This is a genomic window from Limibacter armeniacum (genome assembly GCF_036880985.1).
GTDB classification, from domain to species: domain Bacteria; phylum Bacteroidota; class Bacteroidia; order Cytophagales; family Flammeovirgaceae; genus Limibacter; species Limibacter armeniacum.
Genome location: NZ_JBAJNO010000006.1, coordinates 1 through 19,976, shown reverse-complemented (window position 1 = coordinate 19,976; position 19,976 = coordinate 1). Strand labels below are relative to the sequence as shown.

11 protein-coding genes are annotated in these 19,976 nt (G+C 40.8%); 1 reads left to right on the top strand and 10 read right to left on the bottom strand.

Annotation, left to right across the window (positions count from 1 at the left end; translation table 11 throughout):
* Positions 1–7: 7 nt before the first annotated feature.
* The 8 genes from V6R21_RS04930 to V6R21_RS04895 all read right to left on the bottom strand — a co-directional run bounded on the left by V6R21_RS04930 (position 8) and on the right by V6R21_RS04895 (position 15,548).
* Positions 8–2,941 (bottom strand): SusC/RagA family TonB-linked outer membrane protein, encoded by a 2,934-nt coding sequence (locus V6R21_RS04930; protein WP_334241397.1) that lies wholly within the window; start codon positions 2,939–2,941, stop codon positions 8–10.
* Positions 2,942–3,070: 129 nt separating this feature from the next.
* Positions 3,071–5,071, bottom strand: coding sequence for a glycoside hydrolase family 97 protein (locus V6R21_RS04925; RefSeq protein ID WP_334241395.1), 2,001 nt, complete (start codon positions 5,069–5,071; stop codon positions 3,071–3,073).
* Positions 5,072–5,393: 322 nt separating this feature from the next.
* Complete coding sequence (locus tag V6R21_RS04920) at positions 5,394–10,376, bottom strand: alpha-amylase family glycosyl hydrolase (protein WP_334241393.1); 4,983 nt, start codon at positions 10,374–10,376, stop codon at positions 5,394–5,396.
* Positions 10,377–10,772: 396 nt separating this feature from the next.
* Positions 10,773–11,336 (bottom strand): TetR/AcrR family transcriptional regulator, encoded by a 564-nt coding sequence (locus V6R21_RS04915; RefSeq protein WP_334241392.1) that lies wholly within the window; start codon positions 11,334–11,336, stop codon positions 10,773–10,775.
* A 109-nt stretch (positions 11,337–11,445) separates the two neighbouring features.
* Positions 11,446–12,108: an MBL fold metallo-hydrolase gene (locus V6R21_RS04910; RefSeq protein ID WP_334241389.1), complete on the bottom strand. Its 663-nt coding sequence runs from the start codon at positions 12,106–12,108 to the stop codon at positions 11,446–11,448.
* Positions 12,109–12,338: 230 nt separating this feature from the next.
* Positions 12,339–13,943, bottom strand: coding sequence for a DUF6377 domain-containing protein (locus V6R21_RS04905; RefSeq protein WP_334241387.1), 1,605 nt, complete (start codon positions 13,941–13,943; stop codon positions 12,339–12,341).
* A 340-nt stretch (positions 13,944–14,283) separates the two neighbouring features.
* Positions 14,284–14,661, bottom strand: coding sequence for a nuclear transport factor 2 family protein (locus tag V6R21_RS04900; protein WP_334241386.1), 378 nt, complete (start codon positions 14,659–14,661; stop codon positions 14,284–14,286).
* Between the two features lie 122 nt (positions 14,662–14,783).
* Positions 14,784–15,548, bottom strand: coding sequence for a DUF4272 domain-containing protein (locus V6R21_RS04895; RefSeq protein ID WP_334241384.1), 765 nt, complete (start codon positions 15,546–15,548; stop codon positions 14,784–14,786).
* Between the two features lie 314 nt (positions 15,549–15,862).
* Between V6R21_RS04895 and V6R21_RS04890 the strand changes: the two genes are divergently transcribed.
* A complete protein-coding gene (locus tag V6R21_RS04890) occupies positions 15,863–16,792 on the top strand; it encodes an alpha/beta hydrolase (protein ID WP_334241381.1) in 930 nt (309 codons plus the stop codon).
* A gap of 64 nt (positions 16,793–16,856) precedes the next feature.
* Here the strand turns inward: V6R21_RS04890 and V6R21_RS04885 are convergent, their stop codons facing one another.
* Together V6R21_RS04885 and V6R21_RS04880 are read right to left on the bottom strand one after the other, a co-directional pair.
* The gene (locus tag V6R21_RS04885; RefSeq protein ID WP_334241379.1) at positions 16,857–18,299 is read right to left on the bottom strand and encodes a rubredoxin domain-containing protein; all 1,443 of its coding nucleotides are present in this window, start codon (positions 18,297–18,299) and stop codon (positions 16,857–16,859) included.
* A 34-nt stretch (positions 18,300–18,333) separates the two neighbouring features.
* Positions 18,334–19,976: FAD-dependent oxidoreductase (locus tag V6R21_RS04880; RefSeq protein WP_334241377.1), on the bottom strand; the 1,643-nt coding region annotated here is incomplete at its 5' end.

Sequence of the window (19,976 nt, the reverse complement as noted above, 5' to 3'; positions counted from 1 at the left end):
TTACTGATTAAAATGAAGCTCTCAATCCCAATAAGTAAGACCTTGTACGAGGATAGAAGCTATTGTCCAATCCACCACTGATTTCAGGGTCCAGACCGCTGTAGTTGGTGATCACCAATACATTGTTGATACCTCCCGAAACTTGCAGTTTCGCTAGTCCCTGGAATACTTCTCCCAAATTGTAAGCAAGATTGATATTATCAATTCTGAAGAATGAAGCGTCTTCAATAAAGTGATCTGAGAACCTGCTGTTCAGTTCGAAGTCCGTCTTTGGCATGTTTCTCAAAAACTCTTTTGAATCATAAAGAGATGTCAGGTTATTAAGCGCCTGAATGTTGTTATAGACGTAGTTGTTCAAGCTCGCTCTTGTATTCACTGACAATTCAAAATTCTTGTATGTAAGCCATGTGTTGAAACCAAGCGTAACGTCTGGCACAGGCTTTTGGAATACATACTTGTCGTTGTCATTGATGATGCCATCATTGTTTCTGTCTACATAAGCACCTTGAACCGGTGAACCATCTGCATTGTACACTTGCTGATAAGCCAGGAATGAGTATGCCGGATAACCTACCTTGTGCACCTGAATAGTACCATCTGTTGTACTGCCAATGTTACCCACATATACTGAGTAGTCATCGTCATCAGTTAGGTTCAGTTTAGTAATCTCATTCTTGTTGTAGGTCATGTTTGCATTCAGCTTCCAGTTCCAGTCCTCATTGGTAATGGCAATCCAGTTAAGGTTTACTTCTACCCCCTTGTTGTTCATGCTGCTGACATTGGTCAGTAGCTTTGAAGTGAAGTTTGTACCTGCAGGTGGATCTACCTGTCCCAACAGGTTATAGGTTTCCTTGTAATACACATCCACACTACCTGTCAGACGGTTTTCGAACAAGCCAAAATCAACCCCTGCATTGTATGTAGTGGAACTCTCCCATTTGATATTGGCATCGTAACCATTCGGTCTCAATGTATTGATATAGTTAGGTCCAAACGGATACCTTGAAGCATTGTCACTTCGAGTATAGGTTGCCAAATGCGGATAATCATTACCGATGTCCTGCTGCCCTGTTTCACCATATCCCAACCTTAGTTTCAGGTCAGAAACCACATCGCTATTCGTCAGGAATTGTTCGTTTGCAATGTGCCATGCAAATGCTGCTGCTGGGAATGTACCCCATTTGTTGTCCTCACTAAACCTTGAAGTTCCATCCTTTCTGAGGGAGAAAGTCAGCAAATAACGGTCATACAAATTGGCATTTACCCTTCCGAAGAATGAAACCAGATAGTTTTCTGATGCATTAACAACAGGCTGATTCTCTACTTCCTGCTTGTAATCCAATACCTGGCTTGAGCTACCTCTATAGAAATGAGCCCAAGAGTATCCCAACATCGCATCCAGCTTCAGGTTGTTAAACTCCTTGTTATAGTTCAGGTAAAAATCCAGCAACTTGTTCTCTCTCTCCACCTTGTATGGGTTGTATCTACCACCATTTACAACAGGTGTAGAAATCCACTGTGTGCTATCCAACACATTGTTTTGTCCTTCAGACAAGGTATAATCATGCCCCACGTTGATACTGGCATTCAGGTTTTCAAGGATTTTATAATCTGCCTTGAAGTTGGAAATCATGCGTTTTACCTCTGAAGTATTGTTAGTCAATGCCAATTGCGCTACAGGGTTAGCAGTTGCCAAGTTGATCGCTTCCCCATCAATTCCACCTTTCGTCCATGTTGTATAACCTCTCCATCTCGTATTGCCATTTACAACAGGTTGTGTCGGGTCATAGCTGACTGCATTTCCGATGGCACCTTGGTCTGCGAAGTTATTGTTGTTCAACATCCCTTTGGCATTTACCTGAAGCACCAACCTGTCATTGAACAGCTTCTGGTCCAATCCTACTGAAAGGGTCATTCTCTCAAAGTTGTAGGTCTTCAGTACACCATCTGTATTGTTGTAGCCCAAAGAGGCTCTATAATTCGTTTTATTCTTACCGCCAGAAACAGTGATATTGTGATCCTGACCAAAGGCTACCTGATAGATTTCATCCTGCCAGTCAGTATTTGCATCGCCCAGAAGACCTGTTACTTCTGGTGACTCTGGATACCTTTCCTGCACTAAAGCACGGTACTCATCTCCACTGTAAACATCCAACCTGTTAGGAGTTGTATATACAGATCCTGTAAAGCTATAATCCACCTTAAAGCCTTTTGCTCCTCGCTTGGTAGTAATCAGGATTACACCATTGGAAGCTCTTGAACCATAAATCGCTGTAGCTGAAGCATCTTTCAGTACAGTAAATGTTTCAATATCATTCGGGTTAAGCGTAGACAAGATATTTGGCGCTCCTCCTACTGCTGTATTATCCAAAGGAACGTTGTCAATCACTATCAAAGGGTCATTGCTCGCACTCAAGGAAGCACCTCCCCTGATACGAATCGTTGACGAATTACCGGGAGCTCCACTATTGGACGTAACGGCAACACCCGCCACCTTACCAGTGATCAACTGAGCAGGAGAATTAATAGCTCCTTTATTGAACTGCTTGGAGTCGATCACTTCCAACGCACCGGTTGCATCATCCTTTTGGACAGTACCGTAACCAATGACCACCACTTCCTCCAGTTGCTCTGTATCTACTTCCAAGGAAATGTCAAAGTGTGTCGCTGTTCCAATCTGAATTTGCTGTGTCTTGTAGCCGATATAGCTAACAGTCAGCACCTCATCGCTATTTGATATACTAAGCTTAAACTCGCCATTGATATCTGTCGCACTGCCTTTGGTCGTTCCTAGTACCATTACAGTTACTCCGGGAACCGGATAGCCATTTTCGTCTGATACTTTTCCTGATATAATATGGTCTGCCTGTTGTCCGTACAGGTTATTCACCCCACACAATACCAGAAAAAGATAAAGAATAAAGTATATTCTCTTTTTCATGTGTTCTTGGTTTTAGCAAGCTCTCAGTTACCCCACTGGTATCGTGTTTCAACCGAGGCTGAAACATTGAACCTATAGGGTAACAGGTCACTCACTATCATTAAACATTCATTTATACATACTTACTTTTTAGTTGAGCAGCTTGAAACGGATGGCCTGTCCGCCCCCTGCTGCCAGAGATATATTCAATTTTTGATCAGAGGTCACTTCAGTCTCACTGATCTCAATTGCTGTTGGGTTATTCATTAGGTCGGTATCTTCCTGATCGGCATAGACATATGCCTTGTATTTCTTCTCTGGCATCAAAAAGTCCAAAGAAATTTCAAATTCTCTCTCGTGTTCATCTGTCACACTTCCCAAGTACCAGTCATCACTGTCTCGGTCCTTTCTCACCACAGTGATATAGTCCCCAATTTTGGCATTCAGCACTTTTGTATCCTCCCAATTGGTTGGAACATCCCTGATAAACTGAAAGGCTGGTTGTCCTGTATAGTTCTCAGGTAAGTCAGCTGCCATCTGCCAAGGGCTGTAAATGGTTACATACAAAGCCAATTGTTTAGCCAATGTCGTATGGACTTTGTTATCAGATCTGGTTTTGATATTGATATCAAAAATGCCCGGTGTATAATCCAAAGGTCCAGCTAGACATCTGGTAAAAGGCAAAATAACCGTATGCTCAGGAGGATTCCCTTCGCTCCACGCCTCATACTCTGTTCCTCTCGCTCCTTCTCTTGTCATCAGGTTCGGGTAAGTTCGTCTCAAACCTGTTGCTTTCACTGGCTCGTGAATGTCCAGCATAATCTTGTTTTCGGCCGCAAACGCTGTTACATAGTTGTAATGGTTTACTGCAAACTGACTCTGATGAAATTCCTTCTGATTGATCAGGTTGGCTACGTAGCCCGTTTTCACAGCTGGTATCTTGTATTTCTTCAGGAACTCAAAAGCTTCCTTCAGTTGTGTCTCGTAATTGAGGATATTTCCACCTGTTTCATGATGTCCGATAAGGCTTACACCTTTTTCGCTTGCATACTTGCTCAAGAACTCGATATCGAAATCATCATATGGCTCTGCGAACCTGAACCTTCCCAAAGACCAGTCTTTTTCCCAGCCTTTGTTCCAGCCTTCTACCAATACACCTTTCAGGTTATTTTCGGCAGCAAAATCAATTAATTCCTTTACATTCTCCGTCTTGGCTCCGTGGATAGGTCCTTGATTCCAAGTTTGGGTTTTTACGTGCATCCCCCACCAGATACCTGCATACTTACCTGTCGATATCCAAGAAGTATCCTCAATCTTGCTAGGCTCATTCAGGTTTAAGATCAGGTAAGAAGTGATCAAATCACCAGCAGAATTGCCTACCTGAATTGTTCTCCAAGGAGATACAGAAGGCGCTTCTGTCATTACTTTTTCACCTGTCGAGAGAGGTACAAGGTCACACTCCAAACTAAGGGCCCCTTCAACGGGCTTCAAGGTCATGGCAGCATAATCCACCAAAGCTGCTTCGTGAATACTAACAAAAAGACTATCTCCAGACTCCATTGTCACAGGAGTGTGCATTGTCTTTTCCAAAGCAGACAGCTTCGTTTCAGTATATAACTCTTCGTAATCAATTTGATCGCTGTAGGCAGGAATCCACCAAGTATTGAAATCATGTGTAAAATTGAACTGTGTCAACTCATCTGTAATCACAAATTTCTTTAGGTTTTCCTGCTCAGGGAATTCGTATCTGAAGCCTAACCCATCATCAAAAAGTTTGAAGGTAATGTTCAACTGACGCTCCTTCTCATTTGATTTCTGCAATAATGATACAGTCAGTCCATTGTAATACTCTTCAATGTTTTTTACTTCTCCCCACGGTTGAGACCACGTATTTCTGAAAGTAAACTCATCCGTATTCTGAATGATAAAGTTTTCACTAAGGTCTCCCTGATCTTTCAATAAAAGTCCAAGTCTGCTTTCTGAAAGGATCAGTTTTCCTTCTTTTCTCAATTCATAGAAAACTTTACCGTCCCTATTCAATACAGTTAATTCCAATTTACCATTGGGTGATAATACTGTATGCTTTTCCGTACAGGAAGACATTATAAATGATAGGCATATCACTGCCACTATTCCCAATATTCTTCGCATATCCAACCGTTAATTTATACACTACACTATCTGATTGATCTTTTCCTGATCGTGTGGTACAAAACAGTCTGAATTCAAATGCTTTAACAAAAAACATATTCTGAGTATAGAAAATATAGGGCAAAATAAATCACAACACACTGATTACATGCCTATTACATTTACACCTATATAGAGAGTATATAATTGATATAAGGGTATTTTTTACGCTATTTAAGCGCAAAAAAAGCACCTTAAGCGTTACGCTCAAGGTGCTTATGGAAGAATTCCATGTCAAAAGTACACTAGATTTTCATCTAGGTATTTTAGGTCATTAGCTACCTCAGTTTTTTACTACTTGGTAGACCTTTACCCCTTCTGATGTTTCCAACTGAATGAAGTATACTCCTACAGGGTAGTTTGAAAGATCAATTTGAATGCTTGGCATTCCATCCTCCAATTGCTGATGATTCAATTCAATTCCAGTTGATGAGAGTAGCCTAATGCTTCTTACTTCATTGGTATTAAACTGAACAGTCGTTACCCCATTGGTTGGGTTAGGATATATTTGAATTTTATTTTCTTTCTTCCATTCATTTTCAAAGTTGGAAGCCATTCTTGCAGATGAAGAAACAGGTTCAAGAATCCAATGGCTCGAATAAGAACCACTCCAAATATTACTGTACTCAACAGTTCCATTGGTGTTTTCCACATGCAAATAATCACTTGCCTGCCATCTGTTTCGAATTCTTTTATAATCAATGTCAATATCCTCCAGCGACCAATGTGCACTGTAGAATCCACTTTCAACGTTTGTAGATTCTACTTTACCTTGCAGGTTTTCGATATTCATATAATCACCTGTTCCAACATTTTGAATCAATTGATAACCATCCATTTCTATCAGTTTCCATTGGTAAGTAGCATTACTGCTGAAGGTGCCATAATTCACATCATTACCTCCATCATAAAGGTAAGTCTCCTGCCATCTGTTTTTGATATAATAAGTATCTGCTACTGAAGCACTTTCTACTGACAATGTAAAAGTTAAGCTATTGGTACAGCCTGTATCATCTGAAAAAGTGACTGTATAATTGCCCGCATCAGATATTGTGACATCTGCCAAAGTAACTTGGGCTGTACTGGCAGTAAACCCATTTGGTCCTGTCCAGTTCCACGTTCCTGTAGTACTTGCCTGTACATTCAGAACCAAGTCATCTCCTTGGTCAGCAGATACAGCAGTACCAGCAATCCAGTTGCCACCATTCACCTGATGCTGTGCATTGAGTGTTGGAGTGGTACAATCAGGCACCCATACAAACTCAACCTTGTCAAGGTTCAAATCTATGGACTCCATAGCAATCCTAACAATATGCGCTCCTGCACTTAGGTTAAAGTCTGTACTCTGTACTGTACTGAAATTACTCCATCCGCCCGTATTGGATACGGCAATTGTTCCAGTCACATTCGTACCGTCAATCTCCACATGGAAAGCACTGGATGTCGCAGTCGCCACTGTCGAGATGATATGATATTGACCTGTAGTGGTAACATTTACAGAGTATTCTAGCCACTCGCCTGCTTGCGTCCAACCCACGTTATACACACCACTTGTAGGTGACTCTATGTCTACATCCTCATTCGTTCTGAATGCCCCACCATTATTACCGGTGTCATTATCCTGATAGGCGATCCCTTGCCCGCCTTCATCATATGCTTCGGCTTCAATTATCCCAGGGATTGTCGCTGCAATACCTCCATATGGCGACTGAGTTGCTGGAGCAGTATCCACCACAATGGTCACATCATCTGAAGACTGAAGGGTACCATCACTCACCGTAAGACGGAATGTATAGGTGTTTCCTGCCACCATTCCACTGATTGTAGGAGTAGGTGACTGTAAATCAGAAATAGATACCACAGCCCCTGACAACTGACTCCACAGGTAACTGACAGTATCCCCATCAGGGTCTGAACCTGTACCTTCAAGCTGAGTGCTGGTCTGTGTATATCCCAATGTTTGGTTATTTCCTGCAAATACGACTGGAGCATTGTTTGTTGTTCCACCATCCGTTACCGGCACACCATATGCCTCTAATTCATAGATTGAATAGCCATATTCATGTGCTTTTTGGCTACAGTAAATGGCGATATAGCGCCCTGTAAGATTAGAGGTCACTTCATCCGTTCTTCCTTCATTAGGCATTCCTTCCATATAGATTTTCTGCCACGAACTATTATCAGGATCAGGTACAATATTGCTGTTGGAAGCCATGATATAATAGTTTTCAGCATTGGCATTTTCCCAACTAACCACAACCTTGTCCAACTCATATACTGCTCCCAAATCTACCTTAATCCACTCTTCCTGATTAAAGTCTGTACTCCCTGCCGAAGACCACCTGTTCCAGAAATCACCATTGATCCCATCTACTGCCAAAGAAGCAAGGAAATCTGTACCTGAATAAGTTTCTTCGTCCGAAGCCGTTGCAGTTTTATTCAATGCCACATTCGAGGACTCAATCGTATATGCCACTTGCATATCTGCACTTGTTCCTTGTCCGTTTACTGCCTCCACCCAGAAGTGGTAGTCGACAAACCTGCTTAGGTTCTCTACCGCAAAAGTGGTGGTATTGGCCGCTAAGGTCACAACCGGGTTCGTTGGTTTGTTGCCATCTGTAGATTGGTAAATCGCATACCCTGTTTCAATCGCTGAGTTGTCTGTCCAATGAAGGTTAAGAGATGTTTTAGACAATTCGGTTACCTGCAAATCAGTTGGCGCAGCAGGATATCCAATTACATTTACAGTAAAACTCATTGATGTTTGGTCAACACCTCCATCAGCTGTTCCGCCATCATCCTGTAGCGTGACGGTCACAGTGGTAGTTCCTGCTGACACTGGCGTAATTGTCAAGTTTCCAGTACTTCCACAAGTGATACCATTAACAGCCACCTGTGCCACTGACGTGTTTTGAATTGTTGCTGATGCTGAAAGACTTTGTGTACAGAAATTACCATCGCTGATACCTGTCAGTTGAACCTGTGTTGCTCCACTTTCCAGATTGATCGTCTGCGATGCTAACTGATCTACCGATGGTGCATTGTTTGTTAAAGAGCCTGTATTCAGTTTCAGAATGTAAAAGCTGTTTCCTGCAATGGAAGAGAAAGGAACCCAGCCATTGATATCTCCTCCACTTACATTGACATTCACATTCCCTTGCCCCAACAGGTCGGTCATCACATAGTTTTCATCAGGAATTTGAGTTCCTGAAATACTGAAAGACACATTGTCCTGCTGATTGGCTGAAAGGTTGAGCATTACAATGATTACCTCATCATTATACTTTCTCATAAAAGAATAAATACTGTTGCTTGAAGTGTTCACTGTTTGATAGTCTCCACGCTTCAATGCCATCTCTGACTTACGAACCTGAATCAGGTTTCGATATAAGCTTAAGAATGAGTTAGGGTCGTTGGTCTCGTTTGCGACATTGTACTGCTGATAATCACTGCCAATAGAAGTCCATGATCCACAATCAGAAAAGCCTGCATTGTTGCCATTACTCCACTGCATTGGCAAACGGGCATTGCCTCCTGCTGCACCAATTTCCTCTCCATAATAAACAAAAGGAACACCCGGAGCTGTCAATGTCAGTACGCCCGCTACTTTTGCTTTTGCATCCTTATTGTTTGACAATCGGTCCTTGATCCTTTGAGCTGTGTAGCCATTTCCTCTTGGAAACAGGTCATGGTTTGAATTGAAAACCCCAAACTGCAGAAACGGATAATAAGCCATTACATCTTCCATTGGTTGTTGGATATCCGCCTTGTTTTCTGAGTTCAAGGCATCCTCTATTCCCAAGGCAATATCAAACTGAAAGCCAACATCAAACCCTTCATATACATACTTCGCTGCATGCTTCAAGTCCTCCAATGCATAAGGATTATCCCAATAACGTACCCATGTTTCGCCTACCGTAAAATTGTCAGGATTGTCATTTTTCACCAGTTTTCTCCATTCCCTCCAAAAGGCATAGGTTTCCGGCAAGTTGTGCCACTCCTCATCCAATGTGGCATCACCTGTCTGATATAGCATGTAAGGAACATCCAGCCTGAATCCATCAATATGCTGATCCAACCAATATTGTGTAATGTCCATTACCGCATTTCTGACCTCAGGATTATCATAATTCAGGTCAGGTGTAGCCCCATTGGCAAATCTTGACCAGTAAAATGCCATATCTGAGGGATAACCTGAACCGGGGTTACTCCACCAAGACCACCCTGCATCATCTGCACGCCAATGGTAAAAATCATCTCTTGGGTTATTACCTTGTTGCGATTGCAAAAACCAAGGGTGTTCCTTACTTGTATGGTTAAAAACCATATCCAGGATCACTTTCATTCCTCTGTTATGTGCCTCATTCAACAGTTGGGAGAGGTCACTGTAACTGCCATACTCGCTCCAGATACTTTTGTAGTCGGTCACTTCATAACCTCCATAATTTGTATTGGTTACCTCATGAATTGGCATTAGGTATAAAGCATCCACCCCAAGGTCAGAAGTTGTATTGGGGTTGCCGTCATTCAGGTAATCAAGCTTCTCGATAAGTCCTTGAAAATCTCCATTTCCATCACAATCACTGTCCTTGAAAGAAAGTGGGTAAACCTGATAGAAAACCGCATCGTTCCACCAGCCCAATACCTGATCTGTCGCCTTTACCTCAATGTGAGATGATTTGGTTACGGTTGTCTGGCCTGCACTGTTGGTGGCTGTCAGCGTCACACTATAAGTACCTGCTGTGGCATAACTGACAATCGGCTCCTTTTCAGTAGAAGTAGCAGGATATCCGCCTTCAAAAGTCCAGTTCCATGAGGTAGCAGCTCCCCCATCCGAATACTCAAAAAACCGTACAGCCTCTCCAGGGATCGGTGTAGTGGTTGAACAGTAGAAGTCTGCAAAAGGGTATGGTGACTCCACATTGTTAAACCAATCGTACAAGTTGTTTTGCGAAGTCTGAATAAGGTAGGTTCGGGAAGTGTTTTCCGTGTTACTTGCATTCACACGAAAAGCATATGTGATTTCCGTATCAGCAGCTAACGAAGATACAACAGCAGAATAAATATGGTCGCCATCTGTATCGGTCATCGCTAGTGCACCACTCCAGCCACTGCCGGTCACTTCCACTTGGTCTGCAGCAGGGTCAAAAAAGCCTTGCTTAATTTGATAGTCCATATTGACGTTAAACTTAACGTCAGTACATAGTCCTTGGATTACAGGTATGCATAAAAAGAATGCTATACCGAGTAGTATTTTCTTTCTCATAATAGATGATTTGTGAATTATGAGAGGAAAATTCTATCAAGCTATCTTGATCTATTTATTGTATAACAGCAGCATTACAGATTGTTACAATCAACAGAATATTTGAAAGAAGTTTTCCTCCCTTGAAACATTCTGTAAAGCAAACTTTAATGCGTACTAATCACAAAAAACAAAATTCAGATATAGAATAATATAAGTCAAAAAACACACAATCGACTCAATTTCAATTAATTGAAATTGAGTCGATACAGATTAAATATAGAAACCATTTTAGTGTATTAAGAACACTAAAGTAACATTGAAGTATAAAAACAGCCTTTCCTCACCCTGTGCATACATTTCGGTTTCCAATGATTTCCATCACAGTGTATTGAATAAGCCAAAATACTCCAGCCATTATTTTATAGTTTCCAATAAAGTTACAAGTCCCAGCTTTAGATGTTCCGTATTTTGAAAAACCCGACTCATCAACAGGTTCCCCTCAATCAGGTTGAGGGCAAACTGAGCCTGTTTTTGTGCTGTTTCCTCAGGTATACCTTTTTGTAACAAGAATGCCTTAATAAGTTGATTCCAAGCCGTATAAACCTGTTTGCAGGCTACTCGTACTTCCTCGTCAAGTGCCGCACTTTCAGAAGCGACGGTTGCCACCGGACAGGATTTTTTAAAGTTGGAAGCTTCCAGCTGTTGCACAAAAAAATGAAATACCTGTTCAAAGGCTGTTTTTAAATCATTTTCAGGAATAAACGTTTGCCTAAGAACTTCCGATACTTGTTCTCCTGCCAAGGTAATGGCTTCCACCATAAGCTGATTTTTGCCATTTGGAAAATAATAATACAAAGAGCCTTTGGGGGCATTGCTTAAACTTAAAACTTCATTTAAACCTGTTCCAAAATATCCCTTTTCACTTATCAAATCTACAGTAGCCTGCAATAAAGCCTGCTTGGATTGCTTTTTTACCATCACGCATTTATGTTAATCACGATTTTGTAATGTGAATTTTTCGAATCCTTTTCACTTACAATGCTTTTCGTGATATGGTTTATCCTTTACAAAACCTCTAATGGCAGCATTAGGAAATGCTGTCTACCAATTTGTATAATTTGTCCATGTCGGTGAGAGGCGCACCATGCCCAAAAGTAATGAGTTTGGGTTTGAGCTCAGCAATTTTCAAAATAGATTTTCGGTTTTGCTCCGGATCAGGCGTAAATACCTTAGGAGGCTCTGCAAGCTTTGATAAGGTAGTCGCATAGTTCATATTTCGAAGCACATCTCCCAAAATCAAAACGCCATCCTTTTCCCGCCAATACGCCACATGACCTGGGGAATGTCCCGGTACATCAAGCACGGTAAAACCTGCTACCTCATCGCCTTCTTGCAATTGCTTATCTACCGGATGTGCCGGGCCTCTAAATTGCTTGTCCACAAAACTGCTGATATTGTTCTTCGGTATCATGTCGGTATAATCCCCTGTTTCCATTGCCTCTGCATCCTTACCTCCACACCAAAGTGGCACATTGTAAACCTCACATACCTCTTTGCTCGACCCCTGATGATCAGGATGGGCATGTGTCAGTGCATGTGCGGATAGCTTCTTGTTTTTCAGTGCTTTTACAATTTTAGGAAACGATTGCCTTGATCCAGAATCAATCAATACATCTCCTATTAGGTAGGCGTTTATGCCATGTCTGGGGAACAAACTGATTTGGTATACGTCACGAGCTATTTCTCTCATTGTTTTAGGGTTTTATGTAGACCGATTGTTATAATTTTCCATAAATATATAGACCGATCTATATAATTTACAAATAAAAATGCGTAAATATATTTTGGAAGAACAGAAAGGAGTGGAATATTAAAAGTCATATTTCACTCACTATCTGATGATTACCAGCATAAAAAAATCCGTTTCAGCAAGGACACTAAAACGGATTTTTAGGCAAAAAACTTCTTTTGATTACTGCATCAATTGGCATTTATCTCCATTACATGTGCCTCAAATTCATTGTTGGGAATATAGGATTGGTTCTTGATTCTATTCTTGTAGGCATATATCGTGTTTACCGAGTAACCCAATATATTGGCTAACCTGTCACTGTCCTTTATCCCGATTCGGATCAAAGCAAAGAGTCTGATTTCAGTACAAAGTATTTCATCCTTATGAGGTACAAACTGGTGGTCTTCATCAAACAGTTGGTTAAATTGCTCAATGAAATTCGGGAAGATTTTAATAAATGACTTATCGAAGTTCTGCAACAGTTTCTGCTTTTCTTTCACCTGATCAACCTTGCTGAGAATATAGCGAATCTCCTTATACTGTGGACCTGTCAGTTTGGTTTCGATTGAATCCTTGATGTGGTCAAGCTTACCCAAATACTGAAATGGCAACTCCAGATAAAAGCCCAAGTACTCATCCTTGATGGTATTTGCCTCAAAAAGCTGCTCATTGGTTTTTCTCAGCATGCTATTGTTTTCCTTGATCGTTACTTCTCTTTGGCTGATCCTTCTCTTTTGAAAAACCGTAATGATCGCAAAGCACAAAATAATCAAAGTCAGTACACCTACAATGATTGAAAAATGCAGCAAATCCCTACTACGTGCCTCTTCACTGTTCAATTTTGAGGAAGAAATAACAGGAAATATCTTACCCACCTCACTCATACGTTGCTTTGCCCCGTAGTATTTGGCATCCTCCATTGACTCATTGATATACTCGTATGCTTTCTCTATATCACCTGTCTTGTAAAGCAGCTGAGCCAAACTCGTCATCGCAGATGTTTCCTTAATTGCATGCTTGATATCTGAAACGGATGCCTGTTCCAAAAGTGCTATCGCCTTTGCTGTATCATCCATTTTTAGGTAAAGGAAACTCAAGGTAGCAGCCGTAATTGCAAATTTCTGTCCACCCAAATTTGGATTCGATTCCAATAACCTGTTCAGTATCCGAATAGCATCATCGGTACGCCCCTCTCTCAGGTCTCTAAGTCCAGTAAGGTATAGATAATGATAAGAGTCAGGGTCAGCCAGATTGGTCGCAAAATCAACATATACATCTGCCTTTTTGATATACTCAGGTGAGTAATGCTGGTCCTGATTGTAATCAGAAATATCGTAGAGCATACGAGCCATCAAGGCATAATAATCGATCTTGGTCGTATCGGGAAGTGCATTTACCTGCACAGAGTTTAAGGTATCAAAGGCTTCCTTAAACATCCCTGAAGAAAGTAGGGTAAAACCGAGGTTTATTTTTGCGTAACCAATAAGTGACTCATCATTTAATTGGTAACTGATATCAATCAGCCTATTGCTGTACTGGAAAGCTGAATCAAAAACAAAGCTTTTATACTCCTGATACAGCTTGTTGTTCAGGTCAAATTTTGCTCTTAATGACGCTCCTTGATTGACAGAAAGTTGTCTCTTAAGTTTTTTAATTCTTTCCAGTTTTTGCTGCTCGTAAAATTCTTTTTTAGACAAAATTTCATCGAGCTGCTCAATTCCCGATTCAGCTTGTGCAAAACTAAAAAGACACAAAAAGCCGAATATATGCACCAAACCTAATCGCCAAGACATATCCCTCATATCAAAATGCCCTTATACATGGAGTGTATAAGATTAAAAATAAACATGATTAGTTGAAAGTATTTCAGCGTGCTGCCCCATCAGTACCATTTGATATGGAACTTCAATCTTTCCCCACCCTGAAAAAAGAAGTTAAGCAAGTAAATGACCAACCAAAATATTACCGGTAGCCAACAACTTGATAGGTATAATTATTCCGGCGTTAAATTAAATTATTTTAACACAAAATAAAACCAAATAGCCTACTGATAGTATTATTATTTTGGTTTTTAGAGGGAATACATCAAAAAGAGAGTCTTATGTTCCCTTTTGTGTTATGTGCGTGTGTTTTTTAGCTTATGTCTTGAATTTTCACAATCAATCCATCCTTAAAGGTAAATACAGACTGACCTATCATTGTGATCGCATCCCCCTTTTTTGCACCGCTAGGCAGGTCCATTGCCAATATTCCGTGATAATCTATTTGAACTGTCACCTTATCCTCTTCAAACTTCCATGATGTAACAGATTGATGTCTCTCAACAAAATATTGCTTTGAAGCCTCTGCCAATTCCTTAAAAGCTGCTATTCCTTTTGTTGCTGTATCGGTTTCCCCTCCCGATATATTTTCAAACTCAATATCGGTATGCAAGAACTGTATCATTCCATTTATATCAAACTTATTATAAGCTTGTATATACCTTTCAATTATGTTCTTTTGATCTTCCATCTTACTGAGAGATTAAGATTTTATAAAAATAATGTAGCTAATCACAAGCTATTTAATTTTCAAATAAAAAAAGCAGTTTCTAGTTAAGAAACTGCTTTTAATTATTTAAGATCAACATATTTTTAGATATCCGTCAAATCGTTATCCCAATCAAGTTCCATATATCTGATCAACCAATTAAGGCTATAATGTCTTTCATAAACCACATTGGCATTCAGATTGGCTGGCACTGGTTGATTTTTCACTCCAGCATCCACACATGCCCAATGAACTCGGTAATAAAGATCAGCCTGATCCAGAATTTCTTCTTTTGTTCTCAACTTTGCTTGTTGAATAAGCTCCTCTCTCGTCTTTTCAAAAACAATCTTTACGTTAGCAGATACATCGCTCTTTTCTTCAGGGAAAGAAAGTGTATCGATATAACCTAATGTCCAGAGTAATAAATGTAGGCTCTCATATCGCCAGTTGGCATTCTCGACCTGCTGCACGCTTGGGCTTTCACTCTCCACAAACGTCGTCTCCACAGGTGTCAGATACGGCAAGAGGTTATATTTACTTTCGAATGTGGTCAAATAAGAGTCTTCTATACCTTCACTCTTAAGTCCAATATAACATAAAGCCAAAGCTCTATTCACTATTTCCTCTTTCGTTCTAAGTACTACTTGATCTTCTTCTTTTATCTTCTTTAGATGATCAGCTGTAGGAATACCATGCTGTTTGCAATAGTCCAAAGACTTTTGTTTCCTATCTACCTGATTAGCAGTTTCATCTGAAAATTCTTTTTCTTCAATCACACGCTCTTTTTCTGTAGACGTATCTTCATTTTGTGAAAACACTGAAGTACAGGCGATTACCCAAAAAAAGTTAGCAAATAAAAACTTTCTCATACTTGGCTTGCTGTTAAACTAAAAATACCATCACTTCCCATACTTCACTAATCATGCCATCTAGCTTCACAACTCAAAAGTGCATTCCTAAAATTTGTCTACACAATTCTCAAACGCCTGATTATATTCACAAAAAATTATCACTACCTATCTGGTCAGGTTTCAGTTGATTTTATCACCCAATACCCATTTTGATAATATAAGGTTAGATCTAAATCACTAAATTGCCAGACTTATTATTTATATCGACTTTTTAAAAATTTACTTTTTCAATGCCTGTCTCAGGCTAAAAATAAATCGTGACTGACTAAAAAATGAACTTCAAAAAAATCTTTTACTCTCTGATTGGATTATTTGTCCTTATCAATATTCTGGCAATCGCACAATCGTATAAGTTTACCCACTATGCTAGCAGTGATGCCAAACAGGTTACCTCATTTAAAGGATTGACCTTTGCTGAAAAACTTAAAACCATCTTTATTGGTTTTGACAACCCAAGACCTGTAAGTGATGTATTACCCACCCAACCTTTTGAAGAAGTGATCATTTCCAGCAACAAGGATTTGGAATGCTGGCTAATCAAGGCTGAAAACCCTAAAGGTACAGTGGCCATTTTTCATGGGTTTGGAGGAAGCAAATCACAGATGCTTGATAAAGCTACCATCTTCCTGAACCAAGGGTACAGTGTCTTCCTTGTAGATTTTATGGGTTCGGGAGGCTCTGAGGGCAACCAAACTACCATCGGTTACAAGGAAGCCTTTCAGGTGAAATCATGTATGGACTATCTTCAGCTGCAAGGTGAAGAGGACATCTATCTTTTTGGGACTTCCATGGGCGCAGTTGCTATTATGAAAGCGATCCATGACTACGATATTGCTCCTAAAGGTATTATGATAGAATGCCCATTCGGAACAATGTATGAGACAGTGTGTGCAAGGTTCAGAACTGTAAAAATCCCTGAAGTACCTCTTGCAAGCTTTTTGATGTTTTGGGGTGGCGTTCAGAATGGCTTTTGGGCATTTGGACATAACCCTGTAGAATACGCCAACAGTATCAACTGTCCGACTCTGCTGATGTATGGTGAAAAGGATGTAAAGGTGAGCAGACCGGAGATCGATGCTATCTATTCAAACCTCAAGGGCAATAAAGAATTGGTTACATTCCCACTTGCCGGACATGAGAATTACCTCATTCAATACCAAGATGCATGGAGTAATGCAGTGAAAGCATTTTTGAAAGGGTAGTCTGCAAAATAAAAAACATGAGTCATTCTGAATCGTATTTCGGTTGTGACTCATGTTTTTAATTTCAATTTTCTCCTGCCCTCTCTATAAAAGTACTCTTAGGACTACCACATACACTACAGGAATAGTCATCAGGCAACATCATAAATAGCGTTCCTTTCTTGACTTGCTGCTCTGGATCACCAAACTGCTCATCATATACCGTCAGGCAGTTAGGACATTGGTAAATGAGTTTTACCTTTTTCTCATCAGCATTGTCCTTATTAAAAATGGCACCACTGGTATCCATCTGCTCATAGTACATACGGCTTACCTCAATCATCAAGGCGGGAAGTATCTCTTTCCTTACATCCTTGGCGTAGTACAAGTACTCTGCATTATTAGGGTTAAAGTCCTTTGCATACAGGATATTGTAAGTATCATTCATCCAGTTTTCATCCTGCTCGTTTCGCTCGATCACCACTGTTGTAAAGAGAATTTGAGGACCTGACTTCACAGTAAAAGTCAACCCATATGTACTGATATCTTGCTTGTCCAATGCCCTAACAAGGAAGTTTTTCAGCGACAAGGCATCCTCATTCAAGACGGGCAAATGCCAGTTCAGCTCCAGAGATGAGTGACGAACATTCAACCCAAATTTACCAAGCAGTTTTTCCCATGTGATACGTTCACTTCGGTCAATACCTTTGATCAGGAATGACTTCCAAGGTGTAAGGCTAATTTTCCCAATTTTGGTTTCCTGACATAGCAGGCACATGACTTTCAGAAATGAGATATCGTAGCGATTGTTACGCCAGTAAAGCCCCAACCAATATTTTCCATCATTCATCCTGTTCATCCCTTCATAATAAGGAAAAGGATCAGAAGGCATTTTCAAATCATGTGTAATACGAATCGTATTTAACTGAACTGTTGCCTCAATTTTTTCCCAAAGAATGTCCCAGTTGTCAGCGCAATCCAATAATTGCTGTTGCTCAATATAATGCGCCAACTTGACCAAGTCATAACTGTAAATCAGCTTTGGGCATTTCCACAATCCATTGTCCTGATCTGACCTCCTGATATAGCAATACCAGTAATTTTCATTTTCAGATGCCACAAAGTTTACCTGCCCTGTAAAAAGGGGTACCATTGACTGAGCAGGGTCAACAATATTGATTTTGATAGAGGGTTGGTATTCAAAAGTATCCAGAATATAATGGTACATATGGGGTGCCAGCCACGAGGTAGATGCCATCACATCCAGTGCCGTATAGGAGCTAACGACATTCTGAAAGCCTTCTTCCTCACTGTCATATTGGGTTTGAATGGAACGGAATGTGGTTTCCAGTGTATCCCTTTTCTTCTCTGCAACCGGAAATAGGATATCCTGACGGGAGCCGAAATGTACATGACTTGCTCCCAACTCTTCTGCTGTCAGTACGATCTTAAGCAAGTCACCTGGAGAGATGATTCCTCCTTTTACAAATACCCTAATCAGGTCTCTTTTTTGAATTTGATTGCCCATATTTAGCTGTCATTTTTGCTTTTTCATCAAAAAATTATGGTTGTATTGCCACCATAAAGGCATCCAATATATCCTTCACTTCGGGCTTACAACTTCCACAACCCAGTCCTGCACCCGTTTGCTCACACAACTTCTTATAGTCGGTACACCCTCCTTGGATGGCTTCTTCAATATTGCCTTTCCCTACATTTCCACAGCTACACACCAATTCCCCTTTTACAGGTTGCTGCTCTCCAAATGCCCGCAGCAGTTGTTCCCTTTTCTCTGCCAGCTCTGTTCTACCACCAATCAGTTTCTTAAACTCAGCAAATTCCGCCTTGTCTCCCATCAAAACGGCCCCTACCAACCTGTCTTTATAGATAATACATTTCTTGTAATATCGCTTGGACTTATCCAGTAAGATGACCTCATCATAGCCTATAGCCTTGGCTGGTATTTCAGTTATCCCTAATGAACACAAGTCAAATGTAGAGAATTTAAGGATGTTCATCGGAACAGTTCCACTGTACAGGCTCAGACGATCTCCTGCAATAAAACGTGCCATAATATCTGCCATCTCTTCGGCAGCAGCCGTCGTTCCATTCAGCTTCTGTTCAAACTCCGCTACTTCACCTACAGCAAATATATTCGGATCAGAGGTTTGCAAGTAAGGATTTACCACCAGTCCTCTGCCTGTCGTCAACCCTGCCTCTTTTCCTATTTCTACATTGGGTCTTGTACCAATGGCATAAACCACGGCATCACAAGTCAATGACTTACCACTTTTCAGGTGCGCTGTCGCTGTTTTGGAAATATTGTCATAGGCTACTTCCTGTACCTGATCATTGGTATAAACCTGTATGCCCAAGTCTTCCACATGTTCCCTTAGCAGGTTACTTGCCATGGTATCCAGTTGCCGTTCCATCAGTCTGGAAGCCAACTGGATGATAGAAACCTCTACTTCCATTTCCCTCAATGCTGAAGCCAACTCCAATCCCAACAGACCTCCTCCAACAATCACGACATGTCCTTTTCCATTGATATATTTCTTCAGTGCATCCGCATGTGCCTTACTTCGCATGGTGAATACACATGGTAAATGAATAGGTGTATCAGGAGGTAAAAACGCCCGACTTCCTGTAGCAATCACCAGTTTGTCGTAGGCATAGGTCTGTCCCCTGTCATCAGTAACCAATTTCATGCTTCTTTCTATGCGCTCAATAGTCGTACTCACATAAATGGAGGCATTAAGCGCTTCAAACTCCCCTTTCCTAAACTTGAGCAATTCCTCAAATGTCAAAGTTTCATTGACATACTCCGGTAACAATACCCTGTCATAAAAAGGAATTTCTTCTTTAGAGAAAACAAGGATTTCATCCTCCTGATTAAGTGACCGGTACGTCATCAGGAAACGGTGAGCTGCTGCGCCAGCCCCTATCACAATTACACGCTGAGGTTGCTTCTTGTAGCGAACAACCTCAACAGCTGAATACTTGAAATCAGGCTCTTTCGATATGGGATCCAGAAGTCTGTCTGTAAGGTTATTGGTTCTTGCCAGATCATGTTGCAGTATTTTACCCCAATGCATCGGTAAAAAAACCACTCCTTCCTTGATCTTGTCTGTCAACTGGGCATGTACCCTTACCGTTCCTCTTTTGCTACTGATCTCTACCACATCCCCATCCTTGATGTTCCTGA

Coding starts and splice junctions, on each gene's coding strand:
- V6R21_RS04900 (WP_334241386.1), bottom strand. CDS start 14,661: ATGGAAGATCAAAAGAACATAATTGAAAGGTATATACAAGCTTATAAT.
- V6R21_RS04885 (WP_334241379.1), bottom strand. CDS start 18,299: ATGGGCAATCAAATTCAAAAAAGAGACCTGATTAGGGTATTTGTAAAA.
- V6R21_RS04890 (WP_334241381.1), top strand. CDS start 15,863: ATGAACTTCAAAAAAATCTTTTACTCTCTGATTGGATTATTTGTCCTT.
- V6R21_RS04925 (WP_334241395.1), bottom strand. CDS start 5,071: ATGCGAAGAATATTGGGAATAGTGGCAGTGATATGCCTATCATTTATA.
- V6R21_RS04930 (WP_334241397.1), bottom strand. CDS start 2,941: ATGAAAAAGAGAATATACTTTATTCTTTATCTTTTTCTGGTATTGTGT.
- V6R21_RS04910 (WP_334241389.1), bottom strand. CDS start 12,108: ATGAGAGAAATAGCTCGTGACGTATACCAAATCAGTTTGTTCCCCAGA.
- V6R21_RS04905 (WP_334241387.1), bottom strand. CDS start 13,943: ATGTCTTGGCGATTAGGTTTGGTGCATATATTCGGCTTTTTGTGTCTT.
- V6R21_RS04895 (WP_334241384.1), bottom strand. CDS start 15,548: ATGAGAAAGTTTTTATTTGCTAACTTTTTTTGGGTAATCGCCTGTACT.
- V6R21_RS04920 (WP_334241393.1), bottom strand. CDS start 10,376: ATGAGAAAGAAAATACTACTCGGTATAGCATTCTTTTTATGCATACCT.
- V6R21_RS04915 (WP_334241392.1), bottom strand. CDS start 11,336: ATGGTAAAAAAGCAATCCAAGCAGGCTTTATTGCAGGCTACTGTAGAT.